We start from the raw sequence: 17053 nt of genomic DNA, 5'->3' as shown, positions 1-17053 counted from the left end.
CACGCTGAGACAGCACTGCATCAATTTGCGACACCTTTCGAATGTGCTTGTGAGGCAATCACACACTGACTTCAGTGCGGCAGATCACAGTCGCTGCCACCGAGAGTTCAGGAGTTCCTATGACCGCGCGACCGACGGATCCGCTGGGGCGCATCTACGCCGAGTGGACCGAGGAGTTCATCGCCCACCCCGACATGTCGCTGAGGCTGATGCGCTGGCTTTTCGAGGATTGGCAGCGCGTCACCACCGAACCCGAAGGTGTGACGTACACGTCGACCGAGATCGGCGGCGTCCCGGGCATTCTCGTCACCCCGCTGGCCGCCGACCCGTCGCAGGTGCTGGTGTTCCTGCACGGTGGAGGGTTCGCCCTGGGCTCCTCGGCGAGCCACCGCAAGCTGGCCGGGCACGTCGCCGGTGCCTGCGGCACCCACGCGTTCGTCGCGGACTTCCGGCGCGCGCCGGAGCATCCGTACCCGGCTCAGCTCGACGACGCCACCGCGGTGTTCGACGCGCTCGTGGCCGACGGTACCGACCCGGCCGACATCACCTTCGTCGGCGACAGCGCGGGCGCCAGCATCGCGATCGCCACGACCTTGCGTCTGTTGCAGGCAGGCCGGCCGACTCCCGGACTGGTTATCACGGTCTCGCCGTGGCTCGACATGGAGAACACCGGGGAGACGTTGGTGTCCAATGACGACACCGACTTCCTCATCACCCGAGAAGGGCTGCAGGGCAACATCGACCGCTATCTGTCCGGCGGGGCCGATCCGACCGACCCGCTGGTCAATCCGCTGTATGCGGACTTCACCGGATTCCCGACGCTGTACATCACCGCCTCCGACATCGAGTCCCTCTACGCCGACGCCACCCGGTTGCACGCGCTCGCGCAGGGCGCGGGTGTCGATGTCACCTTCGATGTGGCGGCCGGGCAACAACATGTATTCCCGCTGCAGGCAGGGCAACTCGCCGCCGCGGATGCCGCCATCGCCACGATTGCGCAGTGGTATCACACCCGCCGCGCCGCCAACGCCCACCGCACCGCCACCCAACCCGCGACCGCCTGACGAAGGACCTGACCATGACCGAAACGCATGACGCCATCGTGATCGGGGCCGGCTTCTCCGGTCTCGCGATCCTGCACCACCTTCGCGAGATCGGCTTGGACACCGTCGTTCTCGATGCTCAGGACGGAGTCGGGGGTACCTGGTTGGCCAACCGCTATCCGGGAGTCCGCACCGACAGCGAGTACAGCTACTACTCCTTCTCGTTCTCCAAGGAGGTGCGCGAGGAGTGGACCTGGACTCAGCGGTACCCCGCCGGCGCAGAGGTGCTGGCGTACCTCAACTTCGTCGCCGATCGTCTCGATCTGCGTCGGGACATCCGGCTTGAGACCCGGGTCGAGTCGGCGGTGTACGACGAAACCGCCAACACCTGGACGGTATACATCGAAGGTGGTGCTCCGCTGGTCGCCAAGTACCTCATCAGCGGTATGGGGGTGCTGTCGCAGGCGATCTACCCGGATATCCCCGGCATCGACAGCTTCGCGGGCGAGAAGCACCACACCGCCCACTGGCCGCGGGACGGCGTCGACCTGGCGGGCAAGCGCGTCGGGCTGATCGGACTCGGCGCCTCGGGCATTCAGCTGGTGCCCGAGATCGCGCCGCAGGTGGGCGAGTTCGTGGTGTTCCAGCGCACGCCGAACTTCATCGTGGAATCGACGAACGACGCGGTGACCGCCGAGGACATGGCGTGGCTGCGCGACAACTACGACGCGATCTACGAGAAGGCGGCGAACCACCCCTTCGGGGTGGCGATGGAACCCGCGGAGTTCAGCGCCCTGGAGGTGTCCGACGAACGGCGTCGGGAGATCTTCGAGGGTAAGTGGAACGAGGGTGGATTCCACTTCGCCAACGAGTGCTTCAACGATCTGGCCACCAACCACGCGGCCAGCGAGCTTGCCTCGGAGTTCATCCGATCTAAGATCCGCGAAATCGTGAAAGATCCGGCCACCGCCGATCTGCTGAGCCCGAAGACCTACTCGTTCAACGGGAAACGCGTCCCGACGGGCCACGGCTACTACGAGGCGTTCAACCTCGACCATGTGCGGCTTGTGGACACCGCGACCACGCCCATCACGGCGATCACCCCAACCGGGGTGCGTGTCGGTGATACCGAGTACGAGCTCGACGTGCTGATCTTCGCCACCGGCTTCGATGCGATGACCGGCACGCTGACCAACATCGACATCATCGGCCGTGAAGGAATCACGTTGCGCGACAGGTGGGAACGGGACGGGTTGCGCTCGCACCTGGGCATCGGGGTGCACGGCTTCCCCAACTTCTTCATGTCGTTGGGGCCGCAGACCCCATACTCGAACCTGGTGGTGCCGATCCAGCTCGGGGCCCAGTGGCTGCAGCGCGCTCTGCGCTGGGCGCGCGAGAACGATGTGGACGTCTTCGAGGCCAGTCTCGAATCCGAGGACTGGTGGGCCGAGGAGACCGCGCGCACCGGCAAGGCGACGGTGATGTACACCGAGGGCAAGAAGGCAAAGGCATGGTTCCTCGGCGAGAACGTGCCGGGCAAGCCGGAGGCGTTCCTGGTCTACATGGGTGGTGGGCAGGTGTACCAGCACTACTGCCGCGAGCTCGAGGAGTCCGGCTACGCGTCGATGCTCGCGGAGCGCCGGGTGCCGGAGGCGTTGAGTTCATAGAGGCCTACAGGAAAAGCCCTGATCCCGCGGATGCGGGGTCAGGGCTTTTTGATGGAGCCGATGACGGGAATCGAACCCGCGTATTCAGCTTGGGAACACGGTCTGATCCGTTTCGGAGGGTGTTACGGAATTCCGCAATATCGATGAACTGCGGCGATGCAGCCCGGCGGGTGTGGGTAAATGCCGCTAAATCCGGGTGGCTTGTGACCCGCAGGTGACCCTGACGGTGAAGCTGTAAGTCCTCCTTAGCTGATGTAGACGATCAGGGGGTCGCCTTGCGGATTGGTGCCAGTGCAGCGCTGCGCTGCTGGCCACGCGGTCGTGTTCGCCGCGGCGCAGCGCATTGTGTACAGCCTGCCCGTCACTGGGCTGTAGGCCGTGATGACCGAGCCTGGTTGGCCGTACCAGGACTGGCGAACGTTGTCGGCGAACGCGCAGCTGGTTTCAGCGGAGGCGACGCCGGTCAGACCGGACGGACACAGTCTGAAATCCTCGACGACGCCTGGCCCCAAGGGTGGGGGCGGCGGGGGCCGAGGAGCCGGGGGGCGTGGAGCCGGCGGCGGTGACGGCCGGCTTTCCGCGAAGGCGAATGCCCCGGGTGGGGACTCCCACAGCACGTTCTCGTCGTCGGCGGTGACGTCGACTGGAACGTCATGCTTGGTGTCGTCCGCCGCTTTCACTGTGGCGATGCCCTTGTATTCGTTGCCGGCCTTATGGACCAGTCGCACCTCGACCACGGTCAGGTTTTTGAGGTCCGGGTCGCCGTCCAGCTTCCGCTGCATTGCGGACTTCACTTCGCCCGCGACTGCTTCCGTCGGGGCTGGCGTCGGGATTCGCGCGGCGGTCGTCGACGCGGAGATCGGGGCAGCTGTGGGGACGTTCGGTGTTGGGCGTGTCAGTACGAATACCGCAGAGCCGATGGCAATCGCGACGGTGGCGGCGAGTCCAGCCCAAACTGGCCAGATGCGTCGCGACACAGTCTCCGTCGGCGGTGGCGACTCGGGGAACTCCTGGGGATCCGGGTTGATCGCGCCTTCCCATTGGGCGCCATCCCAGTATCGGGCACCTTGCCCGCCTAATGGGTCGGGGTACCAGCCGGGAGCGGTCATAACCGCGCAGCGTATCGCCAGCCGTGTTGGCTTGCAGGCTGTTCACCGGTGGCGTCCATCCAACGGGGGACAGTGACTGATACCAGTCGCGGCGCCTGGCTGCGTGGAGGGTCAGGGGCAACCACGGTTTTGATCACCCCACGACGTGAGCGTGCCTTCGACGACCGCGTGCATCTGTATCCCAAACGGGTGATACCGGCCCTCGCTGTGCGGCTCCGCGGGAACAGGCGACCTAGATCTATCAGAACCGCGCGCGGTGGATCGACCCGCCGGAATACCTCACGGGTCGACTGTCCGCAGTAGCCGATGCCTTGGAGGTCGCCCACCGTTCGATCGTACGTTCGATGAGCTAGATCGGCGGATGTCCTGCCGCGCACTCTTCCTGTCAGTACGCTTTATACGCGTGAGTTCTTCAATTTATTACGCTGGATACGAGATCCCCAACGCCTCCCAAGAGTTGGTGAATAAGCTTTCCGGCGCAGTAGAAGCTTCGCTCAAGACTGGCGGCACTGCACTATTCAAATCCGAAGTGATCGTTGACATGGAAACCGGGGAGACGACGGTCTACAGCTTCCTGGTTGGGCCAGGAATTCCCATCCTCGTGCGGACGACGACCGAAGCGCCCAAAGAAGCGATATAGCCCCACTCGCTCTCTGCGAGCCTAGATCGCAGAAAACTGGTCGTACGTTCGGTTGATTTCTGTGGATCGACGAGAAAAACGCGCTCCTCGGAATCTGCAGCGTCCGTAATATCCGCGCCCGTACTCGCAGAAATCGAGCCGGAGGGATCTACACGAGATGGTGAAACGAATGGATGTCGCCGAAGTGCCGGTCGAACACATCGACAACGGCATGACTCTGGTCGTTGAAGAGGGCGGCCACTCCCTTCAATTCAACGTCGAGGAGAGAGGGGCCCGGCATAGACCAGGAAGCCCGGTCATCTACACGTTGAAGTCGGAACCACTTGACGACGGGAAGCCCTGGGTACTCGAATATCCGGCCGGCACCATCGTCACGAGAGTGCTGCGAATCTACGACGACGGCATCGAGTAAGGACCCGGGCTAAGACGTGCAGATCGAAACCAACAAACTCACCACGCTCGAAGAGCAACTCGTTCGCTTTGTGGACGCCCAGCCGCCGAGAGCCCTCTACACCGCACTTCTCTCACTCGTTGATCCCACGAGGCACGTTGCTTCATGGACTGAATGGGAACCCGGGTTGCCCACCTTCTGGAGGTGCTGGTTTCTCACCGATTCAGCGCTGGCCTACGTTCACCTTCAGTTCGACAAGGAAAATTACTATCGCGCGGTGGAGGAAGACCTCTACAGCAGAATGGAATTCATCCCGACCGTGACCCGTGAGGCCTGGGTCTTGCCGCTGAATTCCGTGGTGAAGGTGCAGTTAGATGGATACGGAACTCCGCTGGGCAACGAGCGACAAGAGATGCCGCTCGACGGGCTTGTTCTAAGCTTCGCGAACGGTGATGAAGTCAAGCTGCCTTCTCAGATTGCCCGCCGCATCGACGAACGCCAGGGGCTAGACGAGTTCACTGCTGCGCTACGCGCCGCGATTCCATTTTGGAGCTAACGCCCACCGGTGGCACCCCTCCCCCTGGCTGAGGTCCGCCACGGCCAGGCATAGCGTCTGCCAGTCCGTATGAAACGTGAACCCATCACCCGAGACGGGTTTCATACGTGCCCCGCCCGCCCGATTCGGAGGTGGTGATTCGTAGAAGAACTTCCACGAATACGGACAAAGAGAAAAATTTCCGGGGGGACGCCTATGCCGGCCGTGGCGGGTGGCGGTGGGAGGGGCAATCCCCTGCGGTTTGGGTCGGGTGACGGGACCACCTGGATGGTCACTCCGATGGAGTCAGCGAGGAAGGCGTGGCACGAGTCGCCCGTCGATTCTGGTCTGGGGTGTGCGCGCTATCAAAAAGCGGATCAACCCGGCAGCGCCTTCTCGACATCGCGTGTCGAGAACTCCCGCACGCCATCTTCGATCCAATCGGGACTTGTGGTGAACAGGTCAACCACCATGCCGATGGTCTGGCCCGGAGCGGAGTCCAACACCTCACCGGTGGTCGTAAATTTGCCCCGCCCAGCATGCCGCGCGAACTTAATGCGCTTCCTGTCCGGAAAATAGCAGGCGATTTCGCCGCCATCGGGAAAGTACTGGGTCGCCAGACGCTGCACGTCGTCGAGGAGGTCTGATTCGACGCACACAAACACATTCCGAAGGTTGGGGAACGCTCGACGAAAAGCCGGGTCACGCTGTAGGTGCGCGTAGGCGATCGTGGCTACCGTGTGTGGGTCCCTGTCAGCCATCGATCCACCTCCAAAGTCTCTGTTCCCACTCACTTAATGCTAAGTCGAGCTGCGTGACGTACGCATCGTTGACTGTAGTCTCTCCGCCTCGATGTAGAGGGGCAAGGACAGTCCTACGCCCCTGGTCGTCCTCTGGATCGTCGCTTTGGCGAAAGCTGTGGACATGCACTTCAGAGTGGCAAATGTCGATTCTCTCTACGCATCTGCTCGTTCGAGACCCGTCATCCTCGTCGCGGTAAACGTCGATCATGATCGCCCAGTCGATGCACAAACCTCGCCACATTGAGTACCTATGGATCAGCACAGGTGTCCAGCCGGAAACCGGAGGGCCGAGCTGACTCGCTGTCGTATCTTCGAATATTTCTTCGGGCGGGTATACGGCAGGGTCATACTCGGCGACCACCGACCGCATTTCGACGGCCTCTTGTTGGCGCCGCAGCCGATTCCGGTTTCCCTTCCCCACGGCGCCTCAGCATGCACGAAAACCGTCGGCCTGTCGGGACCAATTGCGGTTATCTGAAGGCAGGTTCCTCCGAACGAACTACATCTTTGGGGCGGCGGAGATGTATTCGTAGGCAATACTCCGATGCGTGGCCGACCCTGCTATGCCTAGTAAACCCGACTGGACGGCTCGTTGCTACGTGCACGAGTTGGACGAGATTGGGCCTGGCAACCCCTACATGTTGCGTACCTCCGATGACCCCGAGAGTCCATGGCGGTCGGTCAAGGACCGCCATCAGGGTTGGTGGACAGACGAACAGTCGGGTGCTCGCTTCGAGTACACGACTGTGGAGTTTCACCGAGACGATGCTCAACGTATCTTGAACCACTCCGGCGAGGTCGAGGTTGGACTGATCAGGCCACCTTGGTGGCCGCCCGACATGGAACCAATTGTCTGGCCGAACCGCGAATGATCGTGATGGAAGAAGCTCGCGATGTCTGATGGCCCGGCCGAGGAACCCGGCTCCGCTGAAACGCCAGCTGATCAAGCATTCGTTGATGGCAGGACTGACTACGAAAAGCTTGTGGAACTGCTCGCATTCCCGGAGGGCACGCATCTCGACTTCAAGGCCGAGCTGGACCTAGGTTCGACTGCGTCGAAGTTGAAGTTCGCCAAAGATGTTGTGGCGATGTCTAACACTCCCCCCGGTGGCTACCTCGTGATCGGTGTCGCCAACGACGGCAAGCCGAGCCTTCCAATCGGAACCATCAACCGTCCCAGCTTCGACGGCGCCCGCCTAGGTGACGTAGTCCGCGCTTACGTCGAGGCACCCGTAAATCTGCAGTCTGCGATCCACGAACACCTTGGCAAGGAATATGTAGTGATCCTCGTTGTGCCTCACCGGGACGGATTGCCGGTGCCGATGGCGACGGCAGGCAACCATCAAGATCCTAACAATCCGAAGAAGCAGATCCCGGTCTTCCGCCAAGGCGAAGTACCGGTCCGCGAAGGCCCAGCGAATGTCCCTCTACGTCATGCACATTGGCGGCAGATCCTCGCGGCCTACACGCGCCAGGTTCGCGCCGAAGGCACAGAACTAGCGCAGAACATGCTGCGCGAGTTTCTTGACGAGCGGGGGCAGTCCCGCAGTGAGTCAGTCGGCAATGCAGCCGTGCCTGTTCCGTTGCTTGTCGACATGGACGAATCTACTTTCGCTAGCACGATGCAATCGCTGCTGGACGCGAAAGACGACATGCGGTTGCGGAGGTTTCTGCGAAAGCTCGCCAAGTTATCGTTGACCCCGGCGCGGGGCGAAGACGCTTTCGAGAACGCCTTGAACAAGTGGACAATCTTCTGCGCGCAAGCACTCTTCGCGGAGCGCGCCGATCTCGTTCTTACCGGCATCGAGGCGTTGCTGGAGAACTACGCCAACCTGGGAATCGGAAATGCGGAGACGAGGAAACGGCTCGCCACCGTGATCCGTATTTACGCTCTAGGCAGTCTCGCGGTTCGCCTAGCGGAATGGCAGGTCGTCCACCACCTTGCGCTGCAGCCAGTGCCTTCTGGCCCTTATGACCGGCAGTATGTGTACTCCTCGTGGATTCGGCACGGCCAGGTTGACGCGAGCCGCGGGGAGTTGCTGCCCGACCGAGGCGGTTACCTGATCTCGGCAGCGCGTGACCTCTTGGTTCGACATCCGGAGATGCGGCCCGACATAGAGGACGAGGAGATTTCGCCTGCTGATGAACTCGCGGCCGACGACATTCTCTTGAACTCCCTGGCCGAGTTTGACATTGCATACTGCTTCATCGTGGCGGCGGAAGGCCAACATCACGGCGGCGGGTATCCGATGTCGGCGGCGCTCAGAGACGATCGCTCGGCCTCCATGGCCGAGCGGATCGTAGCCAAGCCAGAAGTCCGCAAGGCCTTGTTCCCAAACTCCGATGACACGGCAATCGCGGGAGCGTTGAAGGAAACATACGAGTCGGCCAGCACCGAGTCTGCGCGATACGGAATGTTCTGGGATTCTCCACAGTCGGTGCGACGGTTCATCCTCGACCAATCATCGTGACGTTGTTGACGCACCAGCCTTTCGACCTTTGCGTCGAAACTCTTCGGGATCACGCTTGGGCACGGACCCGGCTCCTTCAAGGGACGTCGTGACCAAAAGTCAAGCAAACCGACTCCATGCAACCCAGGGCACATCAAAGTCTCCGGACATGCCGGGGCGGTTCACGCTGAAGGCTGCGGGGTGTCTTTGGAGCGTCCGAACAAGAGTTCCATCTGACTTGTGACCCTTGGTGACCCTGACCGTCCCAGTCGAAGACGTTCGAACGCTAAAAGCACTGGTAGATGCGGAGCCGATGACGGGAATCGAACCCGCGTATTCAGCTTGGGAAGCTGATGTTCTGCCATTGAACTACATCGGCGTACCGGCGAGGCCGGTGATCAGGAAGATTAGCACCGCGTCCCTCGGGCACCCCAACCGACGTCCGTCATCAGATGATGACAACTTTCACGAGACAGTCCCCGGGCAGCGCGTCGCGAACACCGCGGTCTGGTTAGGCTCGTCGCGTGCTGCTCTCCGATCGTGATATCCGGGCCGAGATCTCCGCTGGGCGTCTGGCGCTCGACCCCTTCGACGACTCCTTGATCCAGCCGTCCAGCGTCGATGTCCGCCTCGACAACCTGTTCCGGGTGTTCAACAACACCCGTTACACCCACATCGACCCCGCGCAGCGCCAGGACGACCTGACCTCCCTGGTCGAACCCAAGGAGGGCGAGCCGTTCGTGCTGCACCCCGGCGAGTTCGTGCTCGGGGCGACCCTGGAACGCTGCAGCCTGCCCGACGATCTGGCGGGGCGGCTGGAAGGCAAATCGTCACTCGGCCGGCTGGGCTTGCTGACGCACTCGACCGCGGGGTTCATCGACCCCGGCTTCACCGGCCACATCACGCTGGAGCTGTCGAATGTGGCGAACCTTCCGATCACCTTGTGGCCCGGAATGAAGATCGGCCAGCTGTGCCTGCTGCGGCTGACCAGCCCCGCGGAGAACCCGTATGGCAGCGCCGCGGCGGGCTCCAAATATCAAGGCCAGCGCGGCCCGACACCCTCGCGTTCCTACCAGAACTTCATCAAGCCATAGCTCCTGCACAGGCTGCGCTGGCATGGTGTGCATCGGAGACGGCCGAGCCTTCTGACCGACACCCGAGTAGGGTCGGTTAAGTGGTCTAGCTAACGCCGTCGGTGGGTAACGACGCCGCTGTTGAGGGCGATGAACTATCTAGTCGGCGCTTTGTGCCGCAGGGGGCGGGCTCGGCGACCTGGATAGTGCAGCAAACACTTTGGAGGGGTTAAGTGGACATCGTATTAGGTGTGTCATTGACACCTACGACGGTGCGAATGGTGCTGGTTGAGGGCGCGAAGGCCGACGGAGCCACCGTCGATCACGATGTCTTCCCGGTGTCGCCGTCGAATGACTCGGCAACTCCCAGCGCGGCCGATCAAGTGGTCGCAGCGGTGCTCGGAACGCAGGAGAGCGCGCAAGCCGGCGGGCACCATCTGGCCCATATTGGAGTCACCTGGACCGACCACACCGAAGCCGCGACACTGCGCGACGCACTCGCCGCGCACGGCATCGCCGACGTCATGCTGGTGTCCGAATTGCACGCCGCCAGCGCACTGGCCCAGGCGGCCGGCGCCGCGGTGGGTTACCACTCGACCGCGCTGCTGTTCCTGGACCGCGACACCGCCACCCTGTCGGTCGTCAACGGCGACGACGGATCCGTGGTCAAGGTGCTCAGCCGCAGCCTGCACAGCACCGACGCCATGGCCGTACTGGCCGATATGGCCGCCGCCGTCGCCGGCCGGGAATCCGCGCCGCAAGGCATGTTCGTCGTCGGCTCCGGCGTCGACGTGTCCTCGGTGAAGGAGCACCTGGAGCACCTGGTCGACATCCCGGTCAGCGCACCGGAGGAATCCGAGCTGGCGCTGGCCCGCGGTGCCGCACTGGCCGCCGCCAACGCCCCCACTTTCGAGGCGTCCACCGTCGGCCTGGCGTACTCACAGGATCCCGACGGGCCCACCGCCGGCTCGGCATTCGCCCTGGCTTCCGCGGACACCCAACTGGCGATGCCGCCGGCAGCGGCACCGCTGTTCGCCGGCGACGTCGACGCCGCGTTCGCCGAAACACCCGCGCCGGTGGAGGAGGACCGCAAGCCGTTCCTCCTGGTCGGCAGCGCGTTGACCTCGATCTTCGTCGTCGGTGTCGTGGCGCTTGCGGTGTCGTTGGCCGTGAGCATCCGGCCCACCGCCGATCAGCGTCCCTCGCCGGCGCAGAACGCGGTCGCGCCGAGCGCACAGCCGGCCGCACCCGCACCGGTGCCCGAGGCCGCGCCCGTACAGCCGGCCACACCGCCACCTCCGGCAGAGACCATCAAGGCCCCGATCCCGGTGGTGCAAGAAGCCCCGCAACCACGCAAGGTCTACGTCGAGCAGGCGCCCGCTCCGGCGGCGCCCGCCCCCGAGCCCGCCGCTCCGCCACCGGCGCCGGCCCCCGCGGCACCGGTGCCTGACCCGGTCCCGGTCTACGTCCCCCCGCCGGCACCGGCGCCGGTATTCCAGTGGCCGCACCCGGTGTTCCGTGCCCCATGGGATCCGCCCAAACAGCAGTACCCCGACAACGACTACCCGGATCAATATCCGGGCGGCGCCAACGGTGGTTACCCGGGCCAATACCCGGGTGGCTCCAACGGCGGCTATCCCGGCCAGTACCCCGGTAACTCCAACGGCGGCTATCCCGGCCAGTACCCCGGAAGCTCCAACGGTGGGTACCCCGGCTCGGGCAATCAGGGCGGCTACGGCAATGGGAACGGCAACGGCAATGGCCGGGGCGATCGCGGCGACGACGGGCCGAAGAAGAGCGGCCCGTGCTTCCTGATCTTCTGCGCGCCCCGCTGACAGCCGTAAGCTCGCACCCATGCGGCAACGGATTCGTTGGCTTGCTCTACACGGGGTGGTGCGCGGACTTTCCGCGGTGGCGGCGCGACGGGGCGACCCTCAGGGTCGGCTGATCGCCGATCCGCAGGCCCGCGCCGACCCGGGCGCCTTCGCCGATGAGATGCGTGCGATGGGCCCGGTCATCCGGGGCCGCGCGGTACTGCTCACCTTCGACCACGCCGTCGCACACGAGGTGCTGCGGTCCGAGGACTGGCGGGTCAGCTCGCTGGGCATCAACCTGCCCAAGCCGCTGCGCTGGATCGTCGAGCACACCTCCAACGACCTGCTGCACCCGATCGAGCCGCCGTCCCTGCTGTCCATCGAACCGCCCGAACACACCCGGATGCGCAAGCTGGTCTCCTCGGTGTTCACCACCCGGGCCGTCGCCCGGCTGCGCGAACGCGTCCAGGAACGCGCCGATCAACTGCTCGACGAACTCGGCGGTGACACCGTCGATGTCGTCGACCGGTACTGCTCGCAGCTGCCTGTCGCGGTCATCGGTGACATCCTCGGGGTCCCGGAACCGGACCGTCCCAACATTCTGCACTTCGGCGAATTGGCCGCCCCCAGCTTGGATATCGGGTTGACCTGGGCGCAATCGCAGCAGGTCGACGAAGGTATCGCCGGATTCGACAACTGGCTGGGCGGACACCTGCGCAAGCTGCGCCGTAACCCCGGTGAGGATCTGCTGAGCCAGATCATCGCGGCCTCCGACGGCGGCGCGGCCGGCGAACCGCTGACCGAACGCGAGCTGAAGGCTCTGGCCGGGCTGGTGCTGGCGGCGGGCTTCGAGACCACGGTGAACCTGTTGGGCAACGGCATCAGGATGCTGCTGGACCACCCCGAGCACTTGGAGACCCTGGCCGCGCGGCCCGAACTGTGGCCCACTGCCGTCGAGGAGATCCTGCGGCTGGATTCGCCGGTGCAGATGAGCGCCCGGATCGCCGGCCGCGACGTCGATCTGGCCGGCACCGCCGTGCAGCGCGGTGAGCTGATCATCCTCCATCTGGCCGGCGCCAACCGCGACCCCGCGGTGTTCGCCGATCCGCACCGCTTCGACATCGAACGCGAGAACGCCGGACGGCACCTGTCGTTCTCCGCGGGCAGGCACTTCTGCCTGGGTGCGGCGCTGGCGCGGGCCGAGGGCGAGGTCGGACTGCAGACGTTCTTCGCGCGCTATCCCCACGCACGGCTGGCCGGGACCGGCGTCCGGCGCGACACCCGCGTGCTGCGCGGGTGGTCGACCCTGCCGATCGCCCTCGGGGAAGCCCGTCCCGCGCTACGGTCGTAGGTGTGGACTTCCGGGCGGTGCTGCTCGAGCAGACCGAGCTCTTCGGCGAGGTGATCCGCCAGGCGGATCCATCGACACCCGTCGGCACCTGTCCGGGCTGGACGCTGAACAAGTTGTTCCGTCATGTGGGTCGCGGAAACCGTTGGTGCGCAACCATTATCAGCGAACGGTTGACCGAACCGCTTGATCCGCGCGACGTTCCGAACGGTAAGCCACCCGAGGATCTCGACGCCGCCATCGACTGGTTGAACGCCGGCGCCCAGCTGGTCCTCGATGCCGTGGACCACGTGGGTTCGCAGAAGGTGTGGACGTTCCTGCGGCCGCGCCCGGCCGGATGGTGGGTGCGCCGCCGCGTGCACGAACAGACCGTGCACCGCGCCGATGCCGACCTCGCCGTCGGCGCGGAATTCACCCTGCCCGTCGGACTGGCCGCGGACGGCGTGAGCGAGTGGATCGAGCTGAGCACGGCACGCGGACACGGGCTCGCCCCGGGGCAGCGACTACACCTGCATGCCACCGACGACGGGCTGGGCCCGACGGGGGAGTGGCTGGTGGTCAACGACGAAGACGGCCTGGCCTGGTCGCATGCGCACGCCAAAGGTGATGCCGCCGTGCGAGGTCCCGCACTGAACCTGCTGCTGGCCATCACCCGCCGCCGTACCGACGGTGTCGAAGTCCTCGGTGACACCGCCGTATGGGATGACTGGCTGGCCAACACCCCGTTCTAGAGTTGGCGCATGAGTACTTCCGAGATCGCGACCGTCCTCGCCTGGCATGACGCCCTGAACGCCCGGGATTTCGACACGCTGGATCAGTTGTGCAGCGATGACATCGAGTTCGGCGATCCCGGTGGCGCCGCGCAGGGACGCACCGCGTTACGGGATTGGGCGCAGACGCTGGGCGATACGGTGACCGTGGGCCGGCTGTATGTGCACGACGGCGTGGTGGTGGCCGAGCAGACCGTCACCGGCGATGACGGCGCGGACGCCGACACCTTCGGCTCGGCCTTCCGGGTGGTGCACGACCACGTCACGTCGGTGTTCCGGCATGACAGCCTGGACGCGGCGCTGGCGGCGACGGAACTCTCCGACGACGATCTGGTCTAGCCGCCCGGCTTCTGGTGCGGCGGTCCCGGCGTCGCCAGCACCGCCGCGATACCCGTCGTCAACGGCACCGACAGCGCCAGCGCGATCCCACCCACCGCGGACCGGGCGATCTCGATGGCCACGCTCTCACTGGTCAGCACGTCACCCAGCGAACGGTTGGCCACGCTGAACAACAGCAGCAGGGGCAACGCGCTACCGGCGTAGGCCAGCACCAGGGTGTAGACGGTGCTGGCGATGTGATCGCGGCCCACCCGCATGGCGCCGGTGAAGATGGCCCGCCGGGAGGTCGCATGCTCGGCCAGTTCGAAGGCCGTCGACGCCTGGGTGACGGTGACGTCGTTGAGCACACCGAGGGAACCGATGACGAACCCGGCGAGCAACAGGCCGGTGATCGACACATGTCCCAGATATGCCGCGACCTCGTTGTTCTGGTCCTCCGAGAGCCCGGTCAGCTGGGCCAGTTCGATTGCACCCCAAGACAACACAGCGGCCACGAGGAGTGCGGTCAAGGTCCCCAGCAGGGCCGCGCTGGTGCGCAGGCTGACGCCGTGGGCCAGATAGATGACCGCGTACAGGATGGCCGAAGACGCCACCAGGGCGACCGGAACGGCCGAGGCGCCGTCGCGCAGGGCTGGTAGCAGGAACACCACCAGGACGGCGAACGCGACCACGATGCCGATCAGTGCCCGCAGGCCACGCCAGCGCGCCACCGCGACGACCACGATGGCGAACGCCGCGGCCAGCCCGACCAGCGCCCAGGTCCGCTCGAAGTCGAAGAAGGCGTAGGTGGTGGCGCCGGCGTCGTCGACCTGGCGGCTCAGCCGTACGTGATCGCCCGCGGCCAGCTGCGGCTGGCCCGGGCCGCCGCTGAACTCCAGCAGGGTGTCGGCACCGGCATTGGGTCCGGACTCGATGGACACCAACGAGTGCACGCACCGGCCGCCGCCGTCGGGGGCCTCCTGCGGGGTGCCGGTGAGCACGGCGCCGGTGGACGGGCTGCCGCAGTTGGCCATCTGCGTGGACAGCACGCGGCCGGCTTCGGTGGTGACCGCGCCGCCGGTCGAGTTCTGGAAGGGCAGCGGGATATCGACCCGCTGCTGGGTCGGCCACAGCCACACCGCGCCGATGGCGGTCGCGATACCGATGGCCACGAGCAGGCCGACCACGATCCGGGCGGCCAGCGGCCCCAGGGGGGAGGGGCCGTCCAGTGAGTGCGAATGCCCGTGCGAGTGCGTCACCCGCCCAAGGGTAGGCGGTCCGGCTGAGCCGCTACTGGCGGTAGCTCACCAGGAAGTTACCCAGCCGCTCGATGGCCTTGGACAGGTCGCGGGCCCAGGGCAGTGTGACGATGCGCAGGTGATCCGGTGTGGGCCAGTTGAATCCGGTGCCCTGGGTGATCAGGATCTTCTCCTGCAGTAGCAGGTCCAAGACCAGCTGCTCGTCGTCGTGGATGTCGTAGACCTCGGGATCCAGCCGCGGGAACGCGTAGAGGGCGCCCTGGGGTTTGACGCAGGACACCCCGGGGATCTCGTTGAGCTTGGTCCATGCGACATCGCGCTGTTCGAGCAGGCGTCCGCCCGGCAGCACCAGGTCGTCGATGCTCTGGTGTCCGCCGAGGGCGACCTGAATGGCATGCTGTGCAGGCACATTCGGGCACAGGCGCATATTGGCCAGCAGGCTGATGCCCTCGATGAAGCTGGTGGCGTGTTCCTTGGGGCCGGTGATGACGAGCCAGCCCGACCGGTAACCGGCGACCCGGTAGGCCTTGGACAGCCCGTTGAACGTCAGGCACAGCAGGTCGGGCGCCACGGACGCCATCGCGATGTGCTTGGCGTCGTCGTAGAGGATCTTGTCGTAGATCTCGTCGGCCAGCAGCAGCAACTGGTGCTTGCGGGCGAGATCGGCGATCTGCGTGAGGGTTTCGCGGGTGTACACCGCGCCGGTCGGGTTGTTCGGGTTGATCACCACGATCGCCTTGGTGCGGTCGGTGATCTTGGATTCCAGATCGGCGATATCGGGATTCCAGCCCTGCGTCTCGTCGCACAGGTAGTGCACCGGGGTGCCGCCGGCCAGTGAGGTGGATGCCGTCCACAGCGGGTAGTCCGGCGCGGGGATGAGCACCTGATCGCCGTTGTCCAGCAGGGCCTGCAGCGTCATGGTGATGAGCTCGGAGACACCATTGCCCAGGAAGACGTCGTCGACGTCGAACTTCGGGAAGCCGTCGACCAGTTCGTAGCGGGTGAACACCGCGCGCCGCGCACTGGGGATGCCCTTGGAGTCGGAGTAACCCTGCGCATTCGGCAGGGCCTGGATCATGTCACGCATGATCACATCGGGTGCCTCGAAACCGAACGGGGCCGGGTTGCCGATGTTGAGCTTGAGGATGCGGTGGCCTTCGGCCTCCAGTCGTGAGGCGTGTTCGTGGATCGGCCCGCGGATCTCGTAGAGAACGTCCTGCAGTTTGGTGGACTGCGCGAACGTCCGCGGCCGCGGGTGCTGGCCAGTGTTCTGCCACGACAGCTGATTGGTGCTCACGCGGCTAATTCTCCCACGGGCCCGCAAACCGATTTTCCGGACAAGGTTGCAATTTGACGTCGGGGTCGAAGTTTTCTGCGTGATCGGTGTTAAGTTCCTGAACCACTATGACGTCGATGACACGTTTGATGGGCGCGGCATTCGGGATCGCTGCTGCCACCGCGCTCGCATTTGCTGCGTCGGCGCAGGCCGACCCACCACTGCTCAACGGGACCTATGCGGGCGGCGACGCCGAGAATGTCTGGACCATTGCCAGCACCTGCGGTCTGACCGGCTGTACCGGCTCGGTCGCGAGCAATCAGGGCTGGACCAGCCCCATGACCTTGACGGACGGCCGCTGGAATTTCTCGGTCACCAAACCCGACGGCTTCATTTGCGATGAAGGCAGTTACCAGCCGGCCGTCATTTCGATATCAATCGATCCGGCAACACTGGGCGGGGTGATTTCCGCCGACTCGAATGGCGCCTGCCCGGGCGGCATTCTGAGCCAGACGCCATTCCAATTACGTCAGATCTGACGCGATTCGTGCACGTTT

The 17053-nt window shown here is 64.7% G+C and carries 16 protein-coding genes and 1 tRNA gene; 12 read left to right on the top strand and 5 right to left on the bottom strand.

Features of this window, described 5'->3' with window-relative positions:
• The first annotated feature begins 119 nt into the window (after nt 1-119).
• Both QN239_RS29415 and QN239_RS29410 read left to right on the top strand, forming a co-directional pair.
• The gene (locus QN239_RS29415) at nt 120-1064 is read left to right on the top strand and encodes an alpha/beta hydrolase (RefSeq protein WP_499015801.1); all 945 of its coding nucleotides are present in this window, start codon (nt 120-122) and stop codon (nt 1062-1064) included.
• A 14-nt stretch (nt 1065-1078) separates the two neighbouring features.
• Nucleotides 1079-2710 (top strand): flavin-containing monooxygenase, encoded by a 1632-nt coding sequence (locus tag QN239_RS29410; RefSeq protein WP_499015799.1) that lies wholly within the window; start codon nt 1079-1081, stop codon nt 2708-2710.
• A gap of 245 nt (nt 2711-2955) precedes the next feature.
• Here QN239_RS29410 and QN239_RS29405 read toward each other — a convergent pair whose 3' ends face one another.
• The gene (locus QN239_RS29405) at nt 2956-3819 is read right to left on the bottom strand and encodes a DUF2510 domain-containing protein (RefSeq protein ID WP_499015796.1); all 864 of its coding nucleotides are present in this window, start codon (nt 3817-3819) and stop codon (nt 2956-2958) included.
• Nucleotides 3820-4222: 403 nt separating this feature from the next.
• On the opposite strand from QN239_RS29405, the gene QN239_RS29400 reads away from it, so the two are divergent.
• The 3 genes from QN239_RS29400 to QN239_RS29390 all read left to right on the top strand — a co-directional run bounded on the left by QN239_RS29400 (nt 4223) and on the right by QN239_RS29390 (nt 5406).
• Complete coding sequence (locus QN239_RS29400) at nt 4223-4459, top strand: hypothetical protein (protein ID WP_499015794.1); 237 nt, start codon at nt 4223-4225, stop codon at nt 4457-4459.
• A gap of 169 nt (nt 4460-4628) precedes the next feature.
• Complete coding sequence (locus tag QN239_RS29395) at nt 4629-4871, top strand: hypothetical protein (RefSeq protein WP_499015792.1); 243 nt, start codon at nt 4629-4631, stop codon at nt 4869-4871.
• Nucleotides 4872-4887: 16 nt separating this feature from the next.
• A complete protein-coding gene (locus tag QN239_RS29390; protein ID WP_499015790.1) occupies nt 4888-5406 on the top strand; it encodes a hypothetical protein in 519 nt (172 codons plus the stop codon).
• 356 nt (nt 5407-5762) lie between these two features.
• Here the strand turns inward: QN239_RS29390 and QN239_RS29385 are convergent, their stop codons facing one another.
• Nucleotides 5763-6146, bottom strand: a complete 384-nt coding sequence (locus QN239_RS29385) for a hypothetical protein (RefSeq protein ID WP_499015788.1) — start codon at nt 6144-6146, stop codon at nt 5763-5765.
• A 935-nt stretch (nt 6147-7081) separates the two neighbouring features.
• Here QN239_RS29385 and QN239_RS29380 point away from each other — a divergent pair.
• Complete coding sequence (locus QN239_RS29380; RefSeq protein WP_499015786.1) at nt 7082-8659, top strand: AlbA family DNA-binding domain-containing protein; 1578 nt, start codon at nt 7082-7084, stop codon at nt 8657-8659.
• 287 nt (nt 8660-8946) lie between these two features.
• On the opposite strand, the gene QN239_RS29375 is transcribed toward QN239_RS29380, so the two are convergent.
• A tRNA-Gly gene (locus QN239_RS29375) sits at nt 8947-9017 on the bottom strand.
• Nucleotides 9018-9162: 145 nt separating this feature from the next.
• Here QN239_RS29375 and dcd point away from each other — a divergent pair.
• The 5 genes from dcd to QN239_RS29350 all read left to right on the top strand — a co-directional run bounded on the left by dcd (nt 9163) and on the right by QN239_RS29350 (nt 13982).
• Complete coding sequence (dcd, locus tag QN239_RS29370; protein WP_499015783.1) at nt 9163-9732, top strand: dCTP deaminase; 570 nt, start codon at nt 9163-9165, stop codon at nt 9730-9732.
• Nucleotides 9733-9944: 212 nt separating this feature from the next.
• Nucleotides 9945-11546 carry a DUF7159 family protein gene (locus QN239_RS29365; RefSeq protein ID WP_499015781.1) on the top strand — a complete coding sequence of 534 codons (1602 nt, stop codon included), beginning with the start codon at nt 9945-9947 and terminating at the stop codon, nt 11544-11546.
• A 19-nt stretch (nt 11547-11565) separates the two neighbouring features.
• Nucleotides 11566-12876, top strand: coding sequence for a cytochrome P450 (locus QN239_RS29360; protein ID WP_499015780.1), 1311 nt, complete (start codon nt 11566-11568; stop codon nt 12874-12876).
• Between the two features lie 2 nt (nt 12877-12878).
• Nucleotides 12879-13604, top strand: coding sequence for a maleylpyruvate isomerase family mycothiol-dependent enzyme (locus QN239_RS29355; RefSeq protein WP_499015778.1), 726 nt, complete (start codon nt 12879-12881; stop codon nt 13602-13604).
• Between the two features lie 9 nt (nt 13605-13613).
• Nucleotides 13614-13982 (top strand): nuclear transport factor 2 family protein, encoded by a 369-nt coding sequence (locus QN239_RS29350; RefSeq protein WP_499015777.1) that lies wholly within the window; start codon nt 13614-13616, stop codon nt 13980-13982.
• On the opposite strand, the gene QN239_RS29345 is transcribed toward QN239_RS29350, so the two are convergent.
• Nucleotides 13979-15220: a YibE/F family protein gene (locus QN239_RS29345; protein ID WP_499015776.1), complete on the bottom strand. Its 1242-nt coding sequence runs from the start codon at nt 15218-15220 to the stop codon at nt 13979-13981. The two genes, QN239_RS29350 and QN239_RS29345, sit on opposite strands and share 4 nt — an antisense overlap.
• A gap of 31 nt (nt 15221-15251) precedes the next feature.
• Nucleotides 15252-16526, bottom strand: coding sequence for a pyridoxal phosphate-dependent aminotransferase (locus QN239_RS29340; protein ID WP_308206723.1), 1275 nt, complete (start codon nt 16524-16526; stop codon nt 15252-15254).
• Nucleotides 16527-16633: 107 nt separating this feature from the next.
• Between QN239_RS29340 and QN239_RS29335 the strand changes: the two genes are divergently transcribed.
• Nucleotides 16634-17035 carry a hypothetical protein gene (locus tag QN239_RS29335; RefSeq protein WP_499015773.1) on the top strand — a complete coding sequence of 134 codons (402 nt, stop codon included), beginning with the start codon at nt 16634-16636 and terminating at the stop codon, nt 17033-17035.
• The last annotated feature ends 18 nt before the right edge of the window (nt 17036-17053 follow it).

The sequence above is a fragment of the Mycolicibacterium sp. Y3 genome (assembly GCF_051188035.1).
In the GTDB taxonomy this organism is placed as follows: Bacteria; Actinomycetota; Actinomycetes; order Mycobacteriales; family Mycobacteriaceae; genus Mycobacterium; species Mycobacterium fluoranthenivorans.
Note: the sequence above shows the minus strand (reverse complement) of the source record. Positions and strands in the feature narration are given on the sequence as shown.

Bases quoted from the DNA above. Each gene is read 5' to 3' on its own strand.
- QN239_RS29415 (WP_499015801.1), top strand. From the start codon at position 120: ATGACCGCGCGACCGACGGATCCGCTGGGGCGCATCTACGCCGAGTGG.
- QN239_RS29410 (WP_499015799.1), top strand. From the start codon at position 1,079: ATGACCGAAACGCATGACGCCATCGTGATCGGGGCCGGCTTCTCCGGT.
- QN239_RS29405 (WP_499015796.1), bottom strand. From the start codon at position 3,819: ATGACCGCTCCCGGCTGGTACCCCGACCCATTAGGCGGGCAAGGTGCC.
- QN239_RS29395 (WP_499015792.1), top strand. From the start codon at position 4,629: ATGGATGTCGCCGAAGTGCCGGTCGAACACATCGACAACGGCATGACT.
- QN239_RS29385 (WP_499015788.1), bottom strand. From the start codon at position 6,146: ATGGCTGACAGGGACCCACACACGGTAGCCACGATCGCCTACGCGCAC.
- QN239_RS29380 (WP_499015786.1), top strand. From the start codon at position 7,082: ATGTCTGATGGCCCGGCCGAGGAACCCGGCTCCGCTGAAACGCCAGCT.
- QN239_RS29360 (WP_499015780.1), top strand. From the start codon at position 11,566: ATGCGGCAACGGATTCGTTGGCTTGCTCTACACGGGGTGGTGCGCGGA.
- QN239_RS29350 (WP_499015777.1), top strand. From the start codon at position 13,614: ATGAGTACTTCCGAGATCGCGACCGTCCTCGCCTGGCATGACGCCCTG.
- QN239_RS29335 (WP_499015773.1), top strand. From the start codon at position 16,634: ATGACACGTTTGATGGGCGCGGCATTCGGGATCGCTGCTGCCACCGCG.